At 44.0% G+C, this 24,970-nt stretch carries 24 protein-coding genes; 10 read left to right on the top strand and 14 right to left on the bottom strand.

All coding sequences use genetic code 11. The annotated features are described in order from the left end of the window. Positions 1 to 15: 15 nt before the first annotated feature. The 5 genes from L6E24_RS13985 to L6E24_RS13965 all read right to left on the bottom strand — a co-directional run bounded on the left by L6E24_RS13985 (position 16) and on the right by L6E24_RS13965 (position 4,484). Positions 16 to 1,146 (bottom strand): sugar-specific transcriptional regulator TrmB, encoded by a 1,131-nt coding sequence (locus L6E24_RS13985; protein WP_257742565.1) that lies wholly within the window; start codon positions 1,144 to 1,146, stop codon positions 16 to 18. Then, positions 1,130 to 2,116, bottom strand: coding sequence for a homoserine dehydrogenase (locus L6E24_RS13980; protein WP_257742564.1), 987 nt, complete (start codon positions 2,114 to 2,116; stop codon positions 1,130 to 1,132). Before L6E24_RS13980 ends, L6E24_RS13985 begins: the two co-directional genes overlap by 17 nt. Further along, on the bottom strand, positions 2,116 to 2,604 hold the full coding sequence (locus L6E24_RS13975) for an amino acid-binding protein (protein ID WP_257742563.1): 489 nt from the start codon (positions 2,602 to 2,604) through the stop codon (positions 2,116 to 2,118). Before L6E24_RS13975 ends, L6E24_RS13980 begins: the two co-directional genes overlap by 1 nt. Positions 2,605 to 2,855: 251 nt before the next feature. Then, entirely contained in the window at positions 2,856 to 3,674 is an 819-nt protein-coding gene (locus tag L6E24_RS13970) for an NAD(+)/NADH kinase (protein ID WP_257742562.1), read from the bottom strand. Between the two features lie 27 nt (positions 3,675 to 3,701). Then, complete coding sequence (locus L6E24_RS13965; protein WP_257742561.1) at positions 3,702 to 4,484, bottom strand: bifunctional fructose-bisphosphatase/inositol-phosphate phosphatase; 783 nt, start codon at positions 4,482 to 4,484, stop codon at positions 3,702 to 3,704. Positions 4,485 to 4,558: 74 nt separating this feature from the next. Here L6E24_RS13965 and L6E24_RS13960 point away from each other — a divergent pair, with 74 nt between their 5' ends. Beyond that, positions 4,559 to 4,939: a translation initiation factor IF-5A gene (locus L6E24_RS13960; protein ID WP_257742560.1), complete on the top strand. Its 381-nt coding sequence runs from the start codon at positions 4,559 to 4,561 to the stop codon at positions 4,937 to 4,939. 5 nt (positions 4,940 to 4,944) lie between these two features. Further along, positions 4,945 to 5,823, top strand: a complete 879-nt coding sequence (gene speB / locus L6E24_RS13955; protein ID WP_257742559.1) for an agmatinase — start codon at positions 4,945 to 4,947, stop codon at positions 5,821 to 5,823. A 142-nt stretch (positions 5,824 to 5,965) separates the two neighbouring features. On the opposite strand, the gene L6E24_RS13950 is transcribed toward speB, so the two are convergent. From L6E24_RS13950 to L6E24_RS13930, 5 genes are all read right to left on the bottom strand, one after another. Then, a complete protein-coding gene (locus L6E24_RS13950; RefSeq protein WP_257742558.1) occupies positions 5,966 to 6,733 on the bottom strand; it encodes a hypothetical protein in 768 nt (255 codons plus the stop codon). A 124-nt stretch (positions 6,734 to 6,857) separates the two neighbouring features. Then, positions 6,858 to 7,871, bottom strand: coding sequence for an IS630 family transposase (locus L6E24_RS13945; protein WP_257742557.1), 1,014 nt, complete (start codon positions 7,869 to 7,871; stop codon positions 6,858 to 6,860). Between the two features lie 119 nt (positions 7,872 to 7,990). Next, positions 7,991 to 9,019, bottom strand: coding sequence for a DUF1786 domain-containing protein (locus tag L6E24_RS13940; RefSeq protein ID WP_257742556.1), 1,029 nt, complete (start codon positions 9,017 to 9,019; stop codon positions 7,991 to 7,993). Positions 9,020 to 9,023: 4 nt separating this feature from the next. Beyond that, positions 9,024 to 12,662: an anaerobic ribonucleoside-triphosphate reductase gene (nrdD, locus tag L6E24_RS13935; RefSeq protein WP_257742555.1), complete on the bottom strand. Its 3,639-nt coding sequence runs from the start codon at positions 12,660 to 12,662 to the stop codon at positions 9,024 to 9,026. Between the two features lie 3 nt (positions 12,663 to 12,665). Further along, positions 12,666 to 12,935 (bottom strand): glutaredoxin family protein, encoded by a 270-nt coding sequence (locus L6E24_RS13930; RefSeq protein WP_257742554.1) that lies wholly within the window; start codon positions 12,933 to 12,935, stop codon positions 12,666 to 12,668. Positions 12,936 to 13,227: 292 nt separating this feature from the next. Between L6E24_RS13930 and thpR the strand changes: the two genes are divergently transcribed. From thpR to L6E24_RS13905, 5 genes are all read left to right on the top strand, one after another. Next, a complete protein-coding gene (gene thpR, locus L6E24_RS13925) occupies positions 13,228 to 13,779 on the top strand; it encodes an RNA 2',3'-cyclic phosphodiesterase (protein ID WP_257742553.1) in 552 nt (183 codons plus the stop codon). Next, complete coding sequence (cca, locus tag L6E24_RS13920) at positions 13,776 to 15,152, top strand: CCA tRNA nucleotidyltransferase (protein WP_257742552.1); 1,377 nt, start codon at positions 13,776 to 13,778, stop codon at positions 15,150 to 15,152. The genes thpR and cca overlap by 4 nt, the downstream gene beginning before the upstream one ends. A 754-nt stretch (positions 15,153 to 15,906) precedes the next feature. Beyond that, positions 15,907 to 16,914: a phosphate signaling complex PhoU family protein gene (locus L6E24_RS13915; RefSeq protein ID WP_257742551.1), complete on the top strand. Its 1,008-nt coding sequence runs from the start codon at positions 15,907 to 15,909 to the stop codon at positions 16,912 to 16,914. A 132-nt stretch (positions 16,915 to 17,046) separates the two neighbouring features. After that, the gene (gene glnA / locus L6E24_RS13910) at positions 17,047 to 18,351 is read left to right on the top strand and encodes a type I glutamate--ammonia ligase (RefSeq protein WP_373021081.1); all 1,305 of its coding nucleotides are present in this window, start codon (positions 17,047 to 17,049) and stop codon (positions 18,349 to 18,351) included. A gap of 257 nt (positions 18,352 to 18,608) precedes the next feature. Then, positions 18,609 to 19,562 carry a DUF128 domain-containing protein gene (locus tag L6E24_RS13905; protein WP_257742549.1) on the top strand — a complete coding sequence of 318 codons (954 nt, stop codon included), beginning with the start codon at positions 18,609 to 18,611 and terminating at the stop codon, positions 19,560 to 19,562. Positions 19,563 to 19,709: 147 nt separating this feature from the next. On the opposite strand, the gene L6E24_RS13900 is transcribed toward L6E24_RS13905, so the two are convergent. Both L6E24_RS13900 and L6E24_RS13895 read right to left on the bottom strand, forming a co-directional pair. Further along, the gene (locus tag L6E24_RS13900; protein ID WP_257742548.1) at positions 19,710 to 20,459 is read right to left on the bottom strand and encodes a DUF128 domain-containing protein; all 750 of its coding nucleotides are present in this window, start codon (positions 20,457 to 20,459) and stop codon (positions 19,710 to 19,712) included. A 136-nt stretch (positions 20,460 to 20,595) separates the two neighbouring features. Continuing rightward, positions 20,596 to 20,997 (bottom strand): ArsR/SmtB family transcription factor, encoded by a 402-nt coding sequence (locus L6E24_RS13895; protein ID WP_257742547.1) that lies wholly within the window; start codon positions 20,995 to 20,997, stop codon positions 20,596 to 20,598. 166 nt (positions 20,998 to 21,163) lie between these two features. Here L6E24_RS13895 and L6E24_RS13890 point away from each other — a divergent pair, with 166 nt between their 5' ends. The 3 genes from L6E24_RS13890 to L6E24_RS13880 are packed head-to-tail and all read left to right on the top strand — an operon-like array spanning position 21,164 to position 23,006. Beyond that, entirely contained in the window at positions 21,164 to 21,682 is a 519-nt protein-coding gene (locus tag L6E24_RS13890; protein WP_257742546.1) for a YeeE/YedE thiosulfate transporter family protein, read from the top strand. Position 21,683: 1 nt separating this feature from the next. After that, entirely contained in the window at positions 21,684 to 22,238 is a 555-nt protein-coding gene (locus L6E24_RS13885) for a YeeE/YedE thiosulfate transporter family protein (protein ID WP_257742545.1), read from the top strand. A gap of 36 nt (positions 22,239 to 22,274) precedes the next feature. Beyond that, positions 22,275 to 23,006, top strand: coding sequence for a DUF169 domain-containing protein (locus L6E24_RS13880; protein ID WP_257742544.1), 732 nt, complete (start codon positions 22,275 to 22,277; stop codon positions 23,004 to 23,006). Positions 23,007 to 23,194: 188 nt separating this feature from the next. Here L6E24_RS13880 and L6E24_RS13875 read toward each other — a convergent pair whose 3' ends face one another. After that, complete coding sequence (locus tag L6E24_RS13875) at positions 23,195 to 24,211, bottom strand: Coenzyme F420 hydrogenase/dehydrogenase, beta subunit C-terminal domain (RefSeq protein ID WP_257742543.1); 1,017 nt, start codon at positions 24,209 to 24,211, stop codon at positions 23,195 to 23,197. A 7-nt stretch (positions 24,212 to 24,218) separates the two neighbouring features. Beyond that, positions 24,219 to 24,968 (bottom strand): GltB/FmdC/FwdC-like GXGXG domain-containing protein, encoded by a 750-nt coding sequence (locus L6E24_RS13870; protein ID WP_257742542.1) that lies wholly within the window; start codon positions 24,966 to 24,968, stop codon positions 24,219 to 24,221. Between the last annotated feature and the right edge of the window lie 2 nt (positions 24,969 to 24,970).

The following is a 24,970-nucleotide window of genomic DNA, read 5'->3' as shown; positions in this document are numbered from 1 at the left end:
TGAATTACAGACAGTTCAGGCATCATATTCAGCATACGGATTTAACTGAATATCATTGGAAAGTCCACGGAAAGTTATTGCTGCAAGTGCCCCGATAATGCCCCTGCCGCCATGAAGAGTCATTCTGTTATCCTTTGCAACATTCCGGGCAAAAACCTCATCCAGAATCTCAGTCCTTGAAAGCCGGCCAAATTTCCTTAGATCATCACTGATCTCAAAGCCGCATTTGAACGCAACACCCCAGTTCTCAGATAATGACTCATCCTCAACAAACCGGAGTGCAAGCTCCTTAACATGGGAAAAAACAGTCGGATCAACTGCAAGTTCAATATAACTGCATGAATTCCCCGCAGTGCAGATAGAAGGGTCAGGCTTAAGCATAACCACACGGTGGGCTATGGGAATGACCCCTTTAATCTTCTGCAGGTACTGGAGCAGACCAAGAGCAAGGGCAAAGGTTGCACCGCCCTCTTCTGTATCGGTGTCATCAATACCTATTATCAGATGGCTGAGCGCCTTTGTCGTCACCTCACCCTCAACAACACTGCCCTCTATCCTTCTGGTCTTAACATCAACAACACCCTCTGCAAGGCTCATCATATCTGTAAGGGAATAAGCCGGCCCGCCAATGCAGCGGATAATCTGAATGATATACTCACCATTATCACCTGACCTTCTGACATCGGCAATACCTACAGCAGGATCAGGAAAAAGGCCGATTCTCCTCATATCATCCTTATGCTCCGCAACAGATGCGTACTCAACGAGCAGTGTCCCCTCCCTTGTCGCCCTTGAGATTCCACCTCCCGCAAGATCATGATGATGCCGGCAGAATGCCGCACAGCCGCCGCTTCTGCACTCATGAAATATCAGAACCTTATCCCCGTCAACAGTTGTGAAAATCCTCTTGCATGCCGACTGAAGCATAGTTCCGGTGGTCACATACCTCGCCGGAACTCTGCCCCTCTTCTCCTCCTTTAAAATAATGCACTTTTCACCGGCAAGACGGTTTACCCAGTCCTGCACAGTGCTTCGTGGAATGCCTGAAGTTCCGGCAATATCATTTACTGTAAAAAATCCTTTTTCGAGGGTAAGATCCCTCATAAACCCAAGAAGCTCACGCCTCTTCTCAAGCACACCGGCCATTTAATTTCCTGATGAAGAGCAGATCCGCAATAATTGCGCTTGCGGTCTCTACAGAGCCTGCACCACGCCCGATTAATGTAACCTCCCCTGCAAGATCCGTCTCCGCAGTAACTGCATTAAGGGTATCCTGAACCACAAGAGTGTGGTTCTTCGGAAGAACACGCGGCATGACTCTTAACATCTCTTTTTCGCAGTCAATCTCACCAATCAGACGTATGGTCAGATCATCCTCACCTGCAAGCTGAAGGGATTCTGACGTTATCATATTTATCCCGACAATTTCAACATCCTCAAGGGTTTTTTCATACCCAAGAACCGTATTTGCAAGAATTACCAGCTTTATCGCCGCATCTATGCCCATGACATCATAGGTGGGATCAGCTTCGGCATATCCAAGTTCCCTTGCCTCAAGCAGTGCCTGACTGTATGTGAGCTTTTCATCAGCCATTCTTGTCAGGATATAATTGCATGTCCCGTTGAAGACACCATATATTCTTTTTATTTTATTGCCGGCAAGGCCGTTTTGCAGCGAGAATATAATTGGAATTGCACCGCATACCGTTGCCTCAAACCTGAACTCAACACCGTTTTCATCCGCAAGAGCCTTCAGTTCCGGATATTTCAGTGCAACCGGCCCTTTATTGGATGTGATGACGTGCCTGCCTGACGAAAGTGCCCTTCGTATATAGCCAAGTGCAGGCTCTCCGGTCTCTGCATCTGTAGGTGTAACCTCAATTAATACATCAAAATCAGCATCCGATATGACATCATCAGGGGTCAGCCCGATCTTCCCGCATATTCCGGAATTCTCCTTTGCAGTGAAGACTGACTGAATATCAAGGCCATCATTATCTATTGCAGCACTCTTTGAGTCGGCAATAGCGGTTACTGTAATACCAAGACCTTTATCCCTGATTATTGAAGCAATTCCCTTACCAACAGAGCCAAAACCGATTATTGCAATCTTCATTAAAAATCCTCCAGTGGTTCTATTATCAGAATATCCTTCTTCACTGCAATATCACGCAGAATATCGAGGGCACGGTCAATATCCTTCAGGCTGTCGGATTTTATTGTCATCTTCGCAGATGTCGGCTCGTTTATCGCCGGCATAACCATTGACAGTTCACCCACTTCTGCAAATCCGGTATCATCAATCTTCTGCACAGTGTCACTGAGATCAGTATGCAGGAGATGACCTATAAGAATGAAGGACTTTCTTATCAGGTGCTGCTCCTCACCAACCCTCAGAATATTCACATTACTTCTCTTAATAAGATCAAGCATCTCATCGAGCTTTCCTTCCGGAAGTTCAAGCTGGATCTGAACGTCAAGAGTTCCGTTTTCAGACAGCGGATCACGTTTATGTATCACCGACTTTATATTTCCGCCAACTTCCGATATTGGTTTTAAGGCTTCAAGGAGCTGCCCCGGCAGATCCCTGACCTCAAGCTTCATTGAAACCTGCAATTTCCACAAACCTCCTGTTTAAAGAATTGATCTGCAGAACTGATAAGCCTTTTACAAATTGTCAGAACAAACGGGAGAAGGTATTGCAGAATAACCATCAGAAAATTATGAGCAGATTTACTCTACTGACAGGAACAAAAAAATTCAGCATTAAGGATGGCAGGTCCCATGGTGCAGTTAAATAGCCTACTACTCTGAAAATGAAACAACCAAAATATTCCAGAAAAATAGATTAAAAATCACACACTCTTCAGTTTGCTGTCAACTTTTGCAAAGAAATTTTTGCCGAGGTTGATGAATAATGCCGGATTCTCAGATTTCTCAACCGTAACAACATTGCCGTTGTACAGTTCCATAATAAGCTCACCGTCAATAACAAGATCAGCCGGCTTGGGGCTGTCAAGCTCAACACCAACCCTTCGCTCAATGCTGATGAGATGCGGCCTTGACGAGAGATGGTACGGTGCCAGCGGCACTACCAGAAAACATTCAATAAAGGGATCAACAATAGGCCCGCCGGCACTCATTGCATAACCTGTGGAACCTGTAGGCGTGCTTATCAGAACACCGTCCGCCCTGAACCGCTCAGCCGGAACATGATCCACATTTATTGTAAACTCAAGAATTTTGGCAGGACGCGATGTGACAATGACAGCCTCATTGAGTGCATCACCGACATTATAACCGTCAACCTTCACTGAAAGCCTCATCCGCTCCTCAAGAGTGTAATTTCCGGATTCAATCTTCTCAAACTGCTCCCTTGCCTCATCAGGCTCAAGTTCAGATAAAAATCCCACATGGCCCTTATTGATACAGAGAAGAGGAATCTGCCTGCTTATCTCCCGGACACACCGAAGAACAGAACCATCCCCTCCGATAACAACTATAATATCAGTATCAATTCCGGAGAAGAGAACCCCACCTTCAATGCCGAGTGCATCCGCCGTCTTCTTCTCAAATATTACCTCATGCCCTCTTTTGGATATGAATTCACCAAATTCCTTTGCATACTCTAAAACATCCTTATTGTCCGGACGCGATACAATTCCAAATTTCATATGCAAAACCTAACAGCCCTTCTACTCTCACCTGAGATATTCGATAACCTTACTATGAATACATCCGTTTGTCGCAACAAGGCAGCGCCCGTCCGATACATCATCAGAAAAATTAACCGGCCCGCCCGTCCGGTCAGTAACAACACCACCTGCACATTTACAGAAAAACATGCCGGCCGCGGCATCAGTGACCCTTAATGTATCCCTGACATCAACAAACCCGTCAAGCCGGCCCGCACCGACATAGCAGAGTTCAAGGGCTGATGCACCGTACAGCCTCCACCGCCTTATCTTTTTGCCGAGTTTCTGTATGGTTGTCGGATCAAATTTCTTACCATAGACGCTGAGTGTTGCCTTCTCCAGGAGATCAGTATCAGATACAGATACTTTCTCCCCGTCCACCTCAGCACCAGTCTCTTCAGAGGCATAAAACAGTTCGCCATGTGCGAGATCCTTCACAAATGCATGTGTAATCTCTCCTTCATACTCATAGGCAACAGAGAGAGCATAAAACGGGTTTCCGGTCAGTGCATTGTGCGTCCCGTCAACCGGATCAAGAAAAATCCGGCCCTCACCTGAACCAAAATCATATATTCCGGCCTCCTCGCTGATCGCATAACGGCAGAGGTTATTCTCCCGTATATAATTAAATATAATATCTTCCGCGATTTTGTCGATAAGTTTTGTCGGCGTGCCGTCAGCACCCTGACAGACAATTCCTGCGCCCTCACGGGTACCTGCAATCCCGGAAATACCGTCAATTACCCTCTGTGACATCTCCTCACAGTGTTTTTTAAAATCTTTCTGCATCCTGTAACCAACCTTTCTTTTTTCGTTGATTTTATTTAAGGTGATTTAGATATAATATATAGAGTTTGATCATCATGAAAGAACAGACAGAAATTGGAAAATTAAAAGAAGGCCGCTACGTTGTAATTGAAGAGGAACCATGTAAAATTCTCTCAATAGCCACCTCAAAACCCGGAAAACACGGTGCTGCAAAGTCAAGAATTGATGCAATGGGAATATTTGACGGCGTAAAGAGATCAATCGTTCAGCCGGTTTCAGCAAAGACCTACGTCCCGATTGTAGAGAGAAGAAGCGCGCAGGTCATATCAATAGCAGGCGACACAGTCCAGTTAATGGATGTCAAGGACTTTGAGATGTTTGAGATGAATATTGGTGAAGATAAAGCTTCAAAACTTGAGGCTGGTTCAGAAATTCCATACATCTCATCACTTGGAAAGAAGAAACTTGACAATTAGATAAAATGCAATACTTTCTAAAACCTTTTTTTGCAGATGCAGAGTCCGAATATGCTGATGCTGATTATATAATGTTTGGTGTGCCTTATGACGGAACAACATCGTACCTTCCTGGAACAAGGCTTGGCCCCAAGGCCATAAGAGAAGCATCCTGGAATTTTGAGACATACCTTCCGGATTTAGATATACATTTCTCTGAAATTGCGGTATGCGACATGGGTGATCTTGAAATATCAACCGTTCCTGAGATGGTGGTATGCGAAGTTGAATCAGCAGTGCGTGACTTCACAGAAGACAATAAATTCCCGGTAATTCTCGGTGGAGAGCATTCACTGACAATAGGTGCGATGAATGCCATAAGGCCCGAATGCTATGTAGTCTGCGATGCCCACCTGGATTTAAGGGATGAATTCGGCAGTACTCCCTTCAACCACGCCTGTGTCACCAGAAGGGCCTTTGATATGGGCGCAGAGATATTCATCATCGGCGCACGAAGCGGCCCTGAAGAAGAATTCCGGCTTGCACAGGACAATGACAGGATTCATCTCTATTCTCCTGATGATGTCAGAAGAAGGGGCATAGCTGCAATCTGTGATGAAATAATCAGCATAATCTCCGGAAGAAAAACCTACCTGTCCGTTGATGCAGATGCCATCGACTGCTGCCTGACTCCCGGACTTGGAACACCTGAACCGTTCGGGCTTGACACATTTGACATCAGAGATGTTATCAGAAAGATCGGTCCTTACGCATCTGCATTTGATTATGTAGAGGTCTGCCCGACAGATTCAGGCCAGACTGCAATGGTTGCAGCTAAAATTATCAGGGAATTTATAGCTGTTCACAGTATATCTGCAAAAAAGTTACAAAAATTACAAAACTGATGCAAAAAACCAAATATCTCAATAAAGCTGAATATCTGAAATAAAAATAAAATTTCAGACCGGAATTTTCAGGACTCAGCTCAAATCCAGATCTCTTTTTTAATTCCGGCACGCACCGGAACTACTCTGAAGCTGACACAGATCAGACATAACCGGCCGGAATTTTAATCTCTATCTTATAGGACTGAAGCATATTCGGGTGGATTATGAAGTAATAATTCCCAAATCCTTCATAAAATTCATGCCGCCAGATGAAACCTTCAAACACTCCCCTCTCAATTGTTGCCCCGGATTCATCCACGCCTTCCAGAAGTACTTCCTCCGGCAGAGGGGCTTCAGTCATGGTATTAAGGATATATTCAACGCCGTTTGGCTTATCGGCATCCATCACCTGAATGTTTATTGAAGGGGTGAGATAGAACTGCTGACCTGCTTCTGCACCCTCACCACCAACAGAACCAAAATCCTCCAGCGTCACATCCATAATCCAGTATGGATACGGAATATTGAATATCTGAGTTGTAGCATCCCACTGACCGTTGATCTCGGCATATGTGACATATGTCTCATTTATCTCCTCATCAGCAGGGACATTGAACCCAAAGTCTTTGAGCTGAGACTCCCACTGCATATTGTAAGTTGAGGGATCTACAAACTGCACCTCTCTCGGAGTCTGCCCGTCCCATTCAGGAGTAGATGCTGCTGTAGGATTTACTGAAAGGGACGGAGAATAGGGATTATCCATAGCGCCCTGCGGAACAGGAATCTGCTGCGGGACTGATATTGTATCATTTGATTCTTCAGGCAGGGGAATAATCGGGTCTCCGTTTATTAACGGCTTTACAACAAGAGCCAGAATTACTACTATGGCAATTGCGCCGATAAAAAATATTAAATCCTGCCTTTCCATGGGAACAATTTGATTCTGTTTTTATTTATAAGTAATTTCAGGAACATAAAAAAAGGCGGTTAATTATAATCACAACTGATTAATTTCAGGTGACCATTTACTATAGTCCAGTACCTATGGTTTATTAAATATATTCCTCAGGAAGAAATTTTTTCATCCAACTTCCAGCATAACTTTTTTTACTACTGTAGATTAGGAAATTACTCTTTATTATATCCTTCATATATTCCAAATTATAGATGAACGTTTCTGAAATAACTCGTTTTATACTCTTCCAAATGAATTCAATTGGATTAAGATCCGGAGAATATGGGGGTAAAAAAGCTAATTTTATGCCTAACTTTTCAGAAGTTTCTATAGTAAGATTTGCCCTATGAGATCTAGAGTTATCCAAGACAATCAATATTGGTATTTCAGGATTTTGATTTCTTATATCCTCTAAAAAGGAACATACATCTTCTTTTTTTGAATGTTCCATAAACTCTAAAACTGATTTGCCATTGATTGCATAGAAACCAAATGTGTTTGCTTTGTATTTGGTTGTATTTTTGATTAAAGGAACCTTGTTGAAATACCACAATTTTTGCGAGTTTGACGTGGTTTGTGGAGATGATTCATCAAAAAAACCAATTATAGTGCCTTTTTCAATATCCCCAATATTTTTTTTTAGAATTTCCTCAGCATCAGCTGGCCTTCTGTAATCTAATGGATATGGTTTAGAATACTTCATTCCAAATTTTTTGAGTATTAATCTTATTTGTTTAGTTGAATATTCAACATTATATTCCTGTTTTATTAGATTTCTAACCTCATTAGTGGCCCAATGGTTCTTTAGTTTTAATTTAACTAATAAATCCTCCTTCTCTTCATCTGAAAGTTTTGATGGTTTCCCTCCGGCATAGCGAGGAATTAAACCATTATAACCTATTTCATTCCATCTCCGTTGCCAAATGTAACCTGTATTATGGGATACTCCGACCATTTCAGCTGCTTTTTCAACACTATATCCACTATACCGATGTTTTATAAAATGTAATCTGTTTAACACTTTTGTGTTTGTCTCTAATTTAGTAATTTGTATATTCAGTCCTTCTATAGTCATATGATGTATAATAGAAATTTTTTCAGGCCTGGGCATATCAAATCATAAGCGGAAGTTATTAATAAAAGTATGGTGAGGGACTATAATTACCGCCTGCAAAATTCAAAACTTTAACAGATTAAGCGAGAAGTCTCCCTTCGAAAGCGTGGCGTAGTTCACCCTCTAAGCTCTTCCCAGAATCTGAGAAGGCCAAAACATCCGGAGAGCATCATATCGCCATACGGTGCAGCCTGGTAGGCATCCGGAAGAAGATTAAGCCTGTTAGGCCCGGTAACTGCAATATTATCAGTCAGCAGAGGCTTTCTCACCTCCGCACCATGCCCGTTGTCATCAAAGACTTCCTTCCCGGAAATTGTGCCTCTCTTAAGCTCCTCAATATACTTAAGCAGACCGGAAGTTGAGAGCCTTCCTGTATGATGCTCAAATATCCCGTATATCTCACTGCCCTTAATCGTAAAGACAAGCGTATGCCCGTTTCCGGCATTGACAAGCACAAGACCGGATTCTGACATCTTCTTCACAACAGGATCACACAATGCACCCATTATTGCCGCAGGGCCGGTATCTGTCACAAGACTTCCCGGTGCCTGCTTTAATACTGACTGCATCCTCGTCATTGAAGGATGCGGAGGATCTGATGTCAGAGAGTTGATACTCCAGTCATGCTCATCCAAAAGTCCCCTGAAGAGATTCATCCTGTATAGCCTGTTGCTCATATCCGGAGAAAACCCATGATCCTGAACTGCAAAGGCAAAATTTTTGGGATATTCAAGAGAGAAGGAGTCAAAGACACCTTTTATCTCCCTCTCCATAAAATCCCTGGTCTCAATAACAATGGCATCAGAAGGCGCATCAGATGTTATTACAATCCCTTTTTCACGCACAGCATCAGGATTGTCCCTTATTGTAAGTGCGGCCTCCTCAGTTGCCGTTACTTCTGTTCCGGAATTTACTGCATCAGTCACTGCCTTTACACAGTTCCCGCCGCCCATAGTAAAACCCTTCAGGTGAATGGGCCGCCCGGTCTTTACTGCCGCCATAATCTCCCTTCCGACAACAACATTCGGAGAGGGAAGAACAAATTTAACTGAGTTTTCAACGGGTTTTTCCGGGTTAAAAAAAAGAATATCCTGGGTTCCTTTCCCTATATCTATAGAGAGAATATCCCTGTCGATATCAAACATATCTTCACACCCGGATACCGCTGTCAACCGGAGAAAATACTGGTTCTTTCTCATCTTCGGGCTTATATTCAGTAAACTGCTTTAAGGACACAGTCAGATCCCTTGTGAATGCAAAATATCCGATCTGGGTGTTTTTACAGAGATTCATGGCCATATCCATAAGCCCCCTTGGATCGGGCCTTGCCTCACCAAGCCAGATATGGAATATATTGCCACCGTCAACTATCGGGAAGAAGACATGCTCAATCTCCATTCTCTTTGTAAGTGTTACATCAGCTCCGGGTGATACGTGGGTGCCGTTTGTGTAATAGACCGGCAGATCAAAAGATTCTCCAAGGTTTTCAAGAGCAGACTTAAGATCTCCTTTTACGACATCAGCCGCATAATCATGGAAATTACTCTCAATCAGATCAGCCACTGCAAACCTCTGTCCGGTGGTCTCAGCAGGAGTCCTTGCAAGTGCAATGGTCATCCCCTGCCTTGATGAGATCTCCTTTGCATAAAGCTCCATCTCAGTCATCGCACGGACAGCAAGCTTAAATGCCTCACGGTTTTCATGCAGTTCATACCCGGTATGATGCTTAACCATCTCGTTTACACCGACAATACCGACAGTATAGACCAGACCTTCAAGATCTACTGCGACTTCACCCCTGATCTCACTGTCAGGATCATTGGGGTCCTTCGGCCTCTGCATTGCAAAAGGCATTCTGCCCTTTGCACGGATATTATCCATCCAGCGTCTCTTAATCTTAAAGATCTCAGTGGCTACATCCATCAGCCTCTTCAGTTCTGAAAACAGTGCCTCGTCACTGCCCTCAGCCTTGTATGCTGCTCTTGGACAGTTGACAGAGACAACCTGCCATGAACCCATCGAGAAATGCTTCCCGTCTTTGAATATGAGTTTATCATCGAAGTGATCGTCATCATCAGCCATTGATGAAAACTGGTAGGCGCAGCACTGATAGCATGATATACCTTCGCCTGCGCCACGATACGCCGGTATCTGATTGTCATAATATGGTGTGCCGAATTTGGATGCAAGCTCAAAAGTTAAGAGGTATAAATCCCTGTAAGAAGGTATTCCGGGATTATTCCGGTTGAACTCCTCATCTTCGTCCATGAAATCCGGCTCTATGCTCACTTCAGGTTTGGGGAAGTTGAACGGTTTGCCCCAGTAGTCACCCTCAAGCATGACTTCCATAAGCGCCCTGAACAGGAGCCTGACTTCCTTCTCGAAATCACCGTAAACCTTCAGAGGTGCCTGTTCACCATCCCAGATTTTTCCTTTGTATATGCAGGGCTTATCCTTCCAGAGTTTTGGAACCCCGGGGCTTAACTGCACTGAAGAGAATACAACCTGCCCGCCCCTTGCAACCATCATCTGGGTCATCTCATAGACAAACATCTGCATAAGCTGCAGAATGGATTCATAATCCAGACCCTCAAAATAAGGTGCCAGGAATGTCAGGAAGTTGTAATAGCCCTGCCCACCGGCAAAATTGGTCTGGGCACTCCCAAGAGCCTTAACGGCATGAAGCACTGCCACTTCAGCCCTCTTTGCAGGCCCTGCAACTGAGGCTTTTGTCCCGTTTCCATCCGGCATCAGACCATAGTAGAAGAAATACCTGAGATCCCAGTCCTGACAGTTATGAATCAAAAGCCCGTCTGATGCAAAAAATGTATGGCTCTCCTCGCTCCCATCACCTTTCAGGAAGAGATCATAAACATATGATCCGGAAGGGATGTCAGGCTCAACTGAAACCACACTTTCCGGTCTGCCGGCACTTTTGATCTCATGGCAGTCTGCAATAAAACTGTCAATATGAGCCTGGCGCTCATCGAGGAATGAAGCATATTCCGAAAAGATTCCAACATTCTTTCTGCCCTGGAACTGAACCCGGTACAGGGTCCGGCGCTCGGAATCATCACTGTACAGTTCTGTAATATGTGGATGTATTCCAAGTGATGTCAGAAGGAGTGTAAGCTCCTGGCGAAGTGACTCAGAAGCTGTTGTATAATTAACAATACAATCAGATTTTTCCGGTCTGTAATATGCAGATCCATCTCCGGTAAAGAGCGCTGAGAGGAATTCACGCAGCAGGGCATCATCAGCATGATAGACTATCCATGGCAGGCGTTTCTGCACACTTCCTTCAGGAATATTAAAGACAAACCGGAATAGCAGATAAACCAGCTTTCCTCCGAAATATACCTGTAGTGCACGCTTTCTTTCAACTTCTGCCCCATAAATTGTAGTTATATCATCAACAGGCTGTGTAACTGTTGCAAATGTATTCAGGGTCTCTGTTACTGATGCCTGGATTGCTGCTGACTGGTGGTTTTCTGTGATAGCGAGATTATACTGTCCCTTTTCAGGGTAAGCATTGTAATTTCCTTCTGATACAAAGAAACCAAGCAGACGCATAAGATCAGGAGTAACAGGAAGAATGGCCGGGAGATCATGAGTGCTTCCGGTCGCCCCGACTGTGACACCTGATCTCTCAGTTATCCCGTAATGATTACAGAACTCAAGATAATGCCTGATTGGCATTATACCCCTGGAATACCACTGCTTCTGGTGGGTGATGCCAAGGGCTTCTGAGATTCCCCGGAATGATTCAGCTTCACCAGCCTCCACAACAGAGGAGAAATATTCTCCGGCTCCCCGTACATAAATCCCTTCCAGCAGGTCATCGGGAACAGATGTAATCAGTTCATGAATGAGATCAATCTCACTGACAGGTTCGCCACGGACAGAATCTGAATCTGAGATTGCATAGAGTATATCACCCTTTACTATATCCTCTGCTTTCCTGATAACCATCCCTTCATCTTTCTGCACCGGAATCCTGTGCTCTTTTGTGACGGACAGTGAGCGGCCACCCGATGTCTTTATCCGGATCAGTTCTCCGTCATTCACCTTACGCCGGGTAACCTTATCCACACAGGCCCAGCCCTTCTTTGTAAGAAGTTCAAGATCATCAGTACGCAGGGTATCTCCTGAGAAAGCCAGTTCATCAGGCCGCACACTCCGGATACGGCCGGCAGACCTCATTGGAATGACAGTGCTGCCGTCAATGCAGAACGGCCTGGTACCAAAGTATTCCAGGTCATGAATGTGCATGTCGCCACGGAGGTGATAATCTGCAAGTTCAGGCGGCAGCTGGAGAAGATACTGCTCTTTACTGATCTTGTCAGCCTTCTTCTTATGCGAAGTCTCAGCGTTCTCCTGGAGATTTGCGTTATCCTTGGACTCAAAACCCTTTCCGACATCGATCATGTGGGCATCGTACACAGGCGTGCCCACTCTTGTAAGAACATTCCTGTATTCGTGAAGATCATTTTCAATGAGTGTGATATTCAGAATTTCCCTGATTAGCGGCCCGCTCAGGAATTTCAGCCCCATTTTAAGGATCTTCTGCTCAACATTTCTGGCAATATCCCTTGCAAGCTCCTCATCTGCGGCTTTCCCCCCATAAAACTCCTCTAAAAGAAGTGATTCCTTCAGAATCATCCGGACTATTCTCTCCCGGTCCCAGTCTATTATATGGCCGGTTGAGGTCCTGACTTTCGGAAGCGGAGGGAGAGTAAATCCATCAAGGGTCTTCTGTCTTGAGGCCCGGTCTTTTTCTCCCGGCATCAGTTAATCACCTTTTATCAGAGGAAGGACAACATCCACGTTTACTGAACCCTCTTTAAAAATCTCTGATGATGTAAGGAAAGTATCCTCCACCTGAAGAACAGGCGCTTCCCTGACAAAGACATTGTTAAGGCGAAGTTCAGTCATATTAGCTGGATCTGAGAGATCAAGCTCAGAATATTCAAAACCATTTGCTTTAATAAAAGTCTTCAATAATTCACAATTTGGACAGACTTCAAGAGTATATACTACAATATTTAAATTTTCTCCCAATAAAAAAACCTCCGGTAGATAGCTGTACATTATTGTTTATGATGACATATATTCGTACTCATGCGCATCCATCACGAAATATTTTCACCGGCCGTAAAAATGAATATTTATTGATTATATTCAAAAAAAAGCAACATATGCAGATTTTAGGACAATCAAACAGATGTCCGACCACCATCAGTTTTAAACCGGCAGATGCAAACGCCCATCTTCCGGCAGACAGAAATTTCCCACAAATGTCTCACAAAACATTGGAATAATTCATCTTAACTGCCGGACAAATATTAACGATATGGCAAGGGTATTTGTGGCAATTGAACTGCCGCCGGAGATAAAGGAGCAGTTCCATACAGTTCATAACATATTGAAAGAATCAGATGCAAAACTTACATTTGTACATCCGGATATTGCACATATCACTCTGAAATTCATAGGAGAAGTGAATGAGGATAAACTCAGTGAAATTATCACCGCCCTAAAAAAACTCTCCTTTAACCCTTTTGAAATGGCTACCGGAAAACCGGAGTTAAACAGCAGAAGAAACCCGCGGGTGATATGGATCCCCTGCACTGACGAAGGCGAATCAGAAGAACTCTTCAGCGCCGTTGAGGAACTGCTCAGCCAGGCAGGCATACCTAAGGAGAAGAGGGATTTTAAAGCACACGCAACCCTTGCAAGGATTAAAAAATACGAACCCGGATTAAAAGAGATAATTTACAGAAACTGTAAGGACAACTTCAGTTTCAGTCCGGAGAGATTTCAGGTTTCAGCGATATACCTCAAAAAGAGCACACTGACACCACAGGGGCCGGTGTACGAAGATATTCTGGAGGTAAAGTTTTGAAATATTCAAAAATCGAAGATAACATACTTCTGACGATCAGGCCAAAGCAGGAAGAGCGGGACAGAGTGGAATCTGTAGCCTTAGAACTGCTTGCCGAAGTTGACAGGAGTGAAGATGCAACAGGTATGGTTGTAGGATCAATTGCACGCGACACCTGGGTATCAGGCGACCGGGATCTTGACGTATTCATGCTCTTTGACCCGTCTGTCACAAGAGAGGACCTTGAGAAGAAGGGACTCTCTCTGGCAAAAGAGATAACTGCCAGATTCGGCGGAGTTCCGGTTGAAAAATACGCAGAACACCCGTACATCAATACAAATATCAAAGGGTTTGACATCGATCTTGTCCCGTGCTATAATATCAGATCAACAGCAAATATCCTCAGCGCAGTTGACAGAACCCCATTTCATACAAGATATATAAAAGAGAAAGTGACCGGACTTACGGATGACATCCTACTTGCAAAAAGGTTTGCAAAATCATGCGGAGTGTACGGCTCAGATCATATGACGGAAGGGTTTGCAGGATATCTCTGCGAACTTCTGGTTTACCATTACGGCGGATTTGGAAATTTCATAAAAGCAGCGGCATCCGAATGGAAACCGGGTCTGGTAATTGACATTGAAGATCACAGAACAAAAGATTTTGATGAGCCACTGACTGTCGTTGATCCCGTCGATCCGGGAAGAAATGTCGCGGCATCACTCTCGGCATCAAAGATGGCCGAGTTCTCCGAATATGCAAGGGGATATCTTGAAATGCCCTCGGAGATCTTTTTTGAGGTCCGGAAAAAGAATGCACTCACAGAAGAGGAATTTAAAGAGATAATTGCAGAGAGGGGCACATCAATCCACGCAATTGTCTTTAAAACGCCCAATGCAATCCCCGACATTGTAGTGCCACAGCTCAGAAAGAGTGTATTGGGCATTGAGGAGATGCTTGAGAGAAACGGATTTTCAGTCAGCAGATACAGCGAATATATGGGAGAAGACAACTGCATACTTCTCTTTGAACTGTTAAACGAAAATCTTCCGGGAATTATAAAACGTGAAGGCCCGCCTCTCTGGAACAGAGTACATGCAGAAAAGTTCTTCCACAAACATCTTGGCAATACCTACGCAGGGCCATACATAGAAAATGCAAGATATTACGTTGAGATTGAGAGAAAATACAAAAATTCCAAAGAGATACTGAATTCACCCGAAGTTCTCCAGTCAGGACTTGGCAGGCATGTCAGAAAATCAATGAATAAAGGATATAATGTATTTTCAGGAGAAGACTGTTACAGTGAGGAATTTTCAGTATTTCTGCATGACTTTTTCAGAAAATACTCACCATTCGCAGAGATATACAATGATATAATCAATAAATAACCACAAAATCTATTTTCAGAACAAACGGCACATTCCCGCACACCACCACATAGCATCACATATAGCAACATTCCCGCACACCACCACATAACATCACATATAGCAACATTCCCGCACACCACCACATAGCATCACATATAGCAACATTCCTGCCAATCAACACACCCATATACAAACCTGCCTCTGCATCTCCACTACTGCCACAAATTCACGCACCAGACCACACTACTCCACTCCACACTACTCCACTCCACACTACTCCACTCCACACTACTCCACTCCACACTACTCCACTCCACACCACACACATAATGTCCGGAACATAATTTTTCCGGAAGGAACACTTTTTTCAGATCATTCATAATTTTTCACCTGCACAAACCGGAATATTTCGCAGCAGAAGCACCCACACCAGCCCTTAGCATTTAGCTGCATAACACTCAGCCTTAGTCTTCACAGCATCAGCATAAGCATCAACACCTGCCCCGAAATGCAGCATACCATCAGAATATACCGCTCACATCTGCGGCAGCCCATAAAAATCCTGTGTGGAGCAGAAAACCCGCACCCAAAAAAACAATCATTAACAGAGACAGGTGAGTGAAAAAAAGAGGCCAAACCAGAAGATTATATACTATTTTAAAATAATATATAGATTGAAACAGATCAGGGTTTCAGAAAAATAAATCCGGAAAATAACAGGAATTTCAGAATTCTAAAAAACCCGTATCTACAATAAAACGGTGAAACAGGCATGGAAATAAGAAAAGTTCAGATAACCGGCGGATCTTCGTATATAGTCTCCCTGCCAAAAGACTGGATCAGGAAATCAGACATTAAAAAAAATGATCCCCTCGGACTCATTGTTCAGCCGGACGGCACCCTCACAATAACTCCAAAAATATCGGGCAAAGCAGCAGAGAGAGAAAAAGAGTTCGATATGAAGGAAATAAAAGATCCGGATGTACTGTACAGACTACTCATAGGAGCTTACGTCACAGGATATAACCGGATAAAAATAAAATCACAGACAAGACTTCCCTCTTTTGCCCACAGAGTTGTCAGAATGTTCATCCAGATCTCAATCGGCCAGGAGGTCTCAGAAGAGACTGAAAAGACGATTGTGATAAAGGATCTCCTGAATCCGGGAGAAATGCCGTTTGAAAACGTAATTTCAAGAATGACTGTCATCATTGAAGGAATGACAAAAGATTCCATCTTTGCATTAAAAACCCGCGACAGCGAGCTTACTGATGACATAATACTGAGAGACAGAGATATAAACAGAATGTACTGGCTGATCTCAAGGCAGTACAACCTCCTATTAAAAAATGTCTCACTGTCAAGGGAAATGGGAATAAATGTGGACAATGCCATCCACTATCTCCAGATATCAAGAGTGCTCGAAAGAGTGGGCGATCAGATAGTTCATATCGCGGAAAACATAAAATCACTCCTTTACACCCCCGTTGAAAGAAAAATGATGGACACCCTTACCCGATTATCATATGAATCCATAAATCTCCTCAATTCATCCGTAAAATCCTTCATTAACGAAGATATAAACCTCACAAATAATACACTGGCAGAGATAGAAGAATTCAAAAAGAAATGTAATAAAATATCCTATGATTTCTTCGATACAAACAAACCGGGAATTGTTCCGTTTGCATACATAGTTGAAAACTTTAAAAGAGTGAGCGAATACTCCGGAGTAATATGCGAAACATCCATAAATTATTACGTAATGAACTCAGAATGACAAATAAGCAGGCCATACGCCAATAACAATCAATATTTAGATCTATATAGATCATATCCGGGCTAAATTGAAAGTCGGGAAAAATATAAATACACCTTTTTTCAAGTAATAATCATGTCAGAAATATCCAGAATGCTGGAAAAGATAGAGAAAGACAAAGTCAAATTCATCAGACTTCAGTTTTCAGACATCCAGGGCCAGATAAAAAATGTCGCGATACCTGCCATGCAGGCCGAAAAAGCACTCACACAGGGAATATCCTTTGATGGTTCATCAATAGAAGGATTTGCCCGCATTGAAGAGTCTGATATGCTGCTCAGGCCCGACCACAGCACATATACAGTCCTGCCGTGGAGACCGGAAGAAGCCCGTGTTGCACGATTTATCTGTGATGTCCACAGACCTGACGGAACTCCGTTTGAAGGTGATCCAAGATATATCCTGAAAAAGACCCTTGCTGAAGCAGCAGAGATGGGATACACATTCAACACAGGTCCGGAGCTTGAGTTCTTCCTCTTTAAGATGATAAACGGAGAACCAAGTGTAGAATTTCAGGACCATGGCGGCTACTTTGACCTCGCACCGACTGACCTTGCAGAGAATGTAAGGCGCGACATCATACTGGCACTTACAGATATGGGCTTTGAGATAGAGGCATCACACCATGAAGTGGCAGAGAGTCAGCATGAAATAGACTTCAAATACGGCGATGCACTGAAGACCGCGGACAATGTGGTAACATTCCGGTTCGCAACAAAGACAATTGCACTTCTAAACAACCTGCATGCAACATTCATGGCAAAACCGGTTTATGGAATAAACGGAAGCGGAATGCACGTGAACTGTTCGCTCTTCAAAGATGGCAAGAATGCATTCTTCGACCCTGATGCACCACTTCAGCTTTCAAAAGTGTCACAGCACTTCATTGCAGGTGTGCTCAACCATGCAAAGAGTATAACCAGAGTTGCAAATCCTACAGTAAACTCCTACAAACGCCTTGTCCCCGGATATGAAGCTCCGGTTTACATCGCATGGAGTGCATCAAACAGGACAGCCTTAGTCCGTGTCCCTGCACCAAGAGGAAATTCAACCAGAATTGAGCTGCGCAGCCCTGATCCGACCTGCAACCCGTACCTGACCTTTGCATCAATCCTTGCAGCCGGAATTGAGGGAATAAAGAATGAGATCGAACCTCCGGCAGACGCAAGCAAGAACATCTTCCATATGACAGAAGCTGAAAGACAGCAGGCGCACATAGACACACTGCCAGGTGACCTCATCACAGCAAACAGGCACTTTATGGAAGATGATCTGCTCTGCAGTACATGTGGAAAACATGTCACAGAGGGCCTGAATTCAATCGCAGAGATGGAATGGGATTCATACAGAACAGCAGTCCACCCGTGGGAAGTTGAACAGTATCTCACCAGATATTAATTCACACCCTGCCGGTAATAACAGACATACGTCAGGAAGAACCATCCGGAAAACCGGCCCACCTGCCGGACAGGAGAATATGATGCCCGTTTGGGCAGACATTAAATATATTTTTTTGCGGATTTGCAGCATGGACACCACTTTTTTTGAATACAGATATATTATATCCGGTTCAGAACAATTAATTATACATAAATAGAAGAATCAGCGGGCCATCCGGATTTTTCATCAACAATATAAGGAGCTTTTACCACACCATGAGTTTTGTCAGATCTGAGAGAAAATGTATTGAAATATTAAGGATTCTGAAAGATTACCAGGAACCTGTCGGAGCAAAAAGACTCTCTGAGATGATGGCAGCACGGGGTTTTGTACTGACAGACAGGGCAGTGCAGTATTACCTGAGTTATCTTGACGATACAGGATTTACAAGAAAGATAGGAAACAGAGGCCGGGTTCTTACAAAAGCCGGAATCGCAGAATCTGAAAATGCCCTTGTGGATGAAAGGGTGGGATTTGTAATATCAAAGCTTGAAAAACTTGCATTCCGGAGCAATTTTGACCCGGAAACCTGCACAGGAAATGTTGCATACAACCTCTCCTTTGTTCCTGAAGAAGAGGCAGAAGGAGTCACAAAAGCATTTGATGATGTAATCAGATCAGATTACGGATTCTTTACATCATATAAAATAATTGACAGTGATCCAAGGATACCCAAGGGCCACGTTGGTTTCATCACTGTATGCAGTGTAACAATGGATGGCATCCTCCAGAAGAACGGCATTCCTGTGCGAATGGCATTCGGAGGCACAATGAAAGTCAGGGATAACAGACCAATGGGCTTTACTGAGCTGATTGGATACCGGGGAACGACAGTGGACCCGCTGATGCTCTTTATAAATTCCGGCATGACTTCTATCAGTGAAACCACACAGACAGGAAACGGAACAATGCTTGCAAATGTGCGCGAAATTCCTGAAAGTTCTGAGGTATCAGTAATGTCAATTGCAGCCTCAATGCAGAAAGCAGGATTCAGATTTCCGGTGACAACCGGCTGCGGAGTGATGAATGTCAGGCCGGATCCTTACAGAACCTCAATAATAGCATATTCCGGAATGAACCTGATTGGCTGTGGAATTGAGAGAGGATACAATATTAAAACCGAGATCGGTGCAGGAAATATTTCATATTCTAAATTTGAATTTAAGTGAACCACCTCTGGGCTAAAGACCAGAGGCTTCCTGCTTCATACCCCGGAGCAACCTCCACAAGTCCACAGGCCACTGAATTTTCAGAGGTTCAGTCAGGCAGACAGATTATTTTTACAGCCAAAAATCCGGTGAAAAAATAGAAAATTATCAGTAATCAGAGAGATAATTTATCTTACCAATATCAATCAGGCCCTTCATTGACCTGACTTCAGCACTTCTGCCGGACTCAATAATTGCCGCAACCGGATTTGTGCCGCCTATCATTGCAAAGCCCTGATAGTTCGGAGTGACCGGCACACCAAGCAGTGACGTATTAGGTGCACCGACATCGAGGACACCCGTAAATCCGGATGAATTCAGCTCCTCAATAACACCAAAGACCGTACTTTCGGCTTCCATATGAAATTCCCTGATATTTCCGGTGATTGAACCATTGCCGTTTTTAATTACCTCATTCACCTTTGTATTACCCTGCGAGATCATAACCGAAATCGGATCAATGGTGGTATATTCATATTTCAGCATTGCAGTGAACCGTCTGGGAACCATATTTTCAATTTCAACCATGCCACCGCCAATGGGATTTATAGGAATACCTTTTCTGAGAAGCAGAGAATCAAGTGTCATACTGCATATTGTACATATGCCGGTCTTACCCTCCGGAATTTTATATGATTCAATCTCATCTCCCTCTTTTAAAAATGAAACCCTGTCACTCACTACAAGTCCGGCCCTGAAGGCTTCCCTGAAAATGCCAACCGCAAATTCGTAGTCAGCACTGTCAATCAGCGAAAGATTGTATATTACTGTACCGGTATTTTCAGCAGGCCTGTATGTGACCTTTGTGGCATTCTCCTCAATCTTATGGTTTACAAATTTCAGCGGGACATTATCCATATTATTTCCTTTTAATGTATGGATCCAATATGATTAACATCTGCTGAATCTGTATGTCAGAATTTCCGGGAATCATATGAAAAAATCTGCTCTCTGTTACCATTTGGCTGAATCTGCACGGGACAATTCTCCGGCATCAGATCTTTTGTCCGGCACTGACAGCATCACGGCTGCGGCATACGCATCCGGTCCAGATCTCTCCCTGTTCAGTAAGACTGTAAATAATCCAGCGGTATTTCTGCCTTCCGGAGATCAGACCGGCTTTTTTTAAGACATTGAGGTGGTATGACAGTTTTGAATCCGGAAGCTCAAGGGCATCCTTTATTGCACAGACACAGAGCGGCCCTCCGCTCAGGAGCGCCAGTATCTTAAGGCGCACAGGATCGGTGCAGGCCCTGTGCATTATCGCCTGATTTTCAGAGCATTCATCATCCGGCAGGCTCATTTTTATACCCTCAATGCCACCTCTGGCCTCAATTTCCTCAATTATTTCCCGTGGGACATCATCTCCATAGCTTTCATAATCAGCAGAAGTCATTTCAAAGATATTAGAAACCAAAAGATATAATATCTCTTAATGCAAAAATACATTTCAAGGATGTTTGAAATGACATCCTGCCTGAGAACTCCGGAATAAATATTTCAGCCCAAAAAGATGAGGCCAATATTTATAATCTAATAAGTATGAGGAAAACCTGATTAAAATGTTGGAAATTCTGACAGCAGAGCAGTGGTCACCCTACATCGCCGGTGCAGGAATTGGTGTATTAAGCTGGATATCATTTGCTTTTGCAGATAAACCACTTGGATGTTCCACTTCGTATTTAAGGGCATTTGGAATGATAAGAGGCACATTCAAAAAAGGGAAAAGAGAGGATAATCCTTACTATGAAAAATTTGTACCAGGCATAGACTGGCAGGTCATGCTTGTCCTCGGAATAATCATAGGCGCATTCATCTCAGCCTGGACATCCGGCATCTTTGCCATATCCATGGTGCCTGATATGTTTGCGGTCAGATTTGGCGACAACGCTCTTCTAAGGGCACTCTTCGCTGCTGCCGGGGGAATACTTCTGGGATTCGGAGCGAGATTTGCCGGAGGGTGCACAAGCGGGCATGGAATATCCGGAATTACACAGATGAATATTACAAGCATTCTGACCGTTGTATTCATGTTTGCCGGAGGAATTGCCACAGCATTTGTCATATACGGAGTTACCTGAAATGCTTTCGGATTATCACAAAAACAGGACATTCCAGCTGATTTTGGGGCTGATTACAGGCATAGCATTTGGAATCTTCCTGCAAAAGGGTGGTGTCACCTATTATGATGTCATTCTGGGACAGCTGCTCCTGACTGATTTTACGGTTGTCAAACTGATGGTGACTGCAATTCTTGTCGGGATGCCGGGAGTATATCTTCTGATTCACCTGAAACATGCAAAACTGCATATTAACATCGGTTCGGTATCAACTATTGTAATCGGCGGGCTGATATTCGGTGCCGGGTTTGCAGTACTTGGACTATGCCCGGGCACTGTCGCAGGTGCACTGGGGCAGGGTTCCCTTGATGCCTTCTTTGGCATAATAGGCATAATGCTCGGAGCAGGACTATTTGCACTCATCTATCCGAAGATAAAAGAAAACCTCCTCATATACAAAAAGATGAGCTATACAACAGTCCCGGAGATGCTTGGGATAAAACCTGCATACCTCATACCAGTCATACTGATTCTTGGGGCAGGTTTTATCTATGTTCTGGAGAACTTAGGATTATAAATTCAATCAAAAAAGAAAAATTAATGGTGATATAAAATGGCTGACGAAATGAGAACAAAAATTGATTATGAAACGATATCAAAGACACTTGTTGACAACCTGCACCTCAGGATAAAACCTGTTGCAGTCAAATTTGCAAAATCAGAGGATGCAATTCCGGAGAATGTTCCGGAGATTGAAGAGGCGGCAAGGCACTGCCAGATGGTTGTCTCCGCAGGCAAGGAAGACAAAATATTCTATGCAAAACCTGACAGGCATCTCTGCGCCGGCGGTGCATGGGCACTTGGATTAAAGGAGCTGACACCAACACTTCAGAGCGGTGAATTTTACTACAAACTTGGAAAGTTTGATACATGGGCAGCATGCAGCAGAACAATCTCAAGCATACCGCGCATCAAAAACCCTGTAGGCGACAAACCCGTAACCTACGCATCACTCTACGCTCCGCTTGACAAAACACCCTTTGACCCGCATGTAGTTGTAGTGATTGCGCAGCCAATCTCACTGCTGAAATTTGCACAGTCAGTCCTATACCATACAGGCGGAAGATTCAAGGCTGAATTCTCAGGCATACAGTCAGTATGTGCAGACGCATGTGCACAGCCATACATGACAGGCGAGCCAAACGTATCACTCGGATGTGACGGTTCGAGAAAATTCTCCGGCATAGAAGACGATCTCATGGTCATGGGAATTCCGGTTGAGAAGCTTGACGAGATCGCAACAGCACTCACAATTGTTGTCGGCGCTGCCGGCTCAAAGAAATAAATTCAACTTTTTTTAGCATATATCTATTTTCAGAAATCTGACTTCAATGAATTACTGACAACAAAAATCTTTAAAAATCCACATTTAACGGATTTGATAAGTAAACAGGATATACGGAATCATTACTGCCGATACCTCCGTACAAATGAGATGAAGTATCACAGTATGGTTAAAAAAATATGTTTTATTTAAGCCCTTGAAAGCTTTGCGCGTGAGAGTTTCTCAATCAGCCCAAGATTGATCTCTCCGGAGATCTCAAGCTTTCCACTCTCAACAGCATTGGATACAAAACCTTCTCCGGCATCATTCCGGATGACAAGCGTGGTATAATCCGGCTCAGAACCAACAGATCCGGCCGAGAGGTCAGACATAAGACCGGTAAAGTCAGTACAGATTCTGCATCCTTCCTTAATACAGTCTTCAAGCTCTGCAAGAGGAAGATCCACAACTTCCCTGTCAGTGGTAATCTCAAGTTTACCCTTAACATCCATTCGTCTGATCTGCCAGGGTTCAATGTTCATTTCAGCCTTCAGTTTACCCTGCATTAACTTATCATAATCAAAAGACTCAGTGCAGAAAAGACCGACAATGAGGCGTATTGCATTGCCAAACGGCTTAACAAGATCGTTTGTGCTCTCTTTCATCAGCCTTGCAGCCTGAACGACACAGGGAGTTCCGACTATAGCTATCTTTGAGTACTTTCTGCCTACAACTGCTTCGTTTAACGCAGTCAGAACAGGAACATGCCAGTTGTACCTGCTTCCGGCCTTCATAAGAATTGCTTCCTTTGAAGTTATCATTACAGAGTATGGTTTTCTTGTCCATCCATCCTCAGAGATGGTAATTACCGCATCAATTGTCCCGCGCTCAAGCCCGTCAAGGAGAATGGCAGAGACTGCACCACCGCTCTGCTTTCCGGTAATCTCAAAGGAGGACTTTGCCGGAACAATCCTTCTGTATTCTCCGGTTACATCCTTTGGAATTGTGACAGCATCAGTTCTTGGACATACAGCATAGCATGCACCGCAGGGAACACAGTCAACAACTTCCTTGCAGTAGCCTGTGTTCACCGGATTATCAGATCCGTCATCTGTTGAAAAGACAATTGCGTCAGCAGGGCAAACTGCAATACAGGCACCGCAGCCTGAGCATCTGCCGGTATCCCACACTTCAGCCTTCAAATCTTCATAATTTTTTCTTTTCATAAAAATCTCACTCCCAACAGTATTTATTTGCAAAAGGTCTGGCACTTGATGGTATAATCTTGACAAACGGACTGTTCATCAGCTCTTCTGGATCAGCATCAAAGTATCTGCAGAAATTCAGAATATATGGCTTAATCACTTCCATATCCTCCTCATCCGCAACAATAACCTTAGCCCCGATTCCGGCATCAACATCTTCGGGAGAGACATTTCTCAGATATATTGCGCCGCCGTGAATTCCACTGCCAACACCTCTGCCGTCAACCGGACAGTCCTTATCAAGACCTAGAACAACCAGAATTCCGCCGGCCATATATTCACCGAGGAATGACCGGGACTGTCCTCCAACAACAAGAACGGGCTTCTTCTCCATATATGCCTTCATATGGATTCCGGCACGGTAGCCGACATCATCCCGGACATACACCTCACCGCCTCTCATACTGTGTGCAACGGCATCTCCGGTGCTTCCGTGAATGATAAGCCTTCCACCATCCATTGTATTGCCCGGCGCATGATCGGCATTGCCATAGACAGTTATCTCCGGCCCGTTCATGAACATTGAGAGATCTCCGCCGGGTACACCCTGGATCTCAATCTCAATGCCATCACATTTAAGACCGTTTGCTATGAAGCGCTGCCCGCATACATTCTTTAAAATAACTTTTTTAACGCCTGAAGCAGCGGCTCCCCTGATCATCTTATTAAGCGGGGTATAGTGAATGCCATCTGCATCAATTACAAGTTCTTCTGCCATGA

The sequence above is a fragment of the Methanoplanus endosymbiosus genome (assembly GCF_024662215.1).
Taxonomy (GTDB): Archaea; Halobacteriota; Methanomicrobia; order Methanomicrobiales; family Methanomicrobiaceae; genus Methanoplanus; species Methanoplanus endosymbiosus.
The sequence above is the reverse complement of the archived record's forward strand: the minus strand, read 5'-3'. Positions and strand labels throughout refer to the sequence as shown.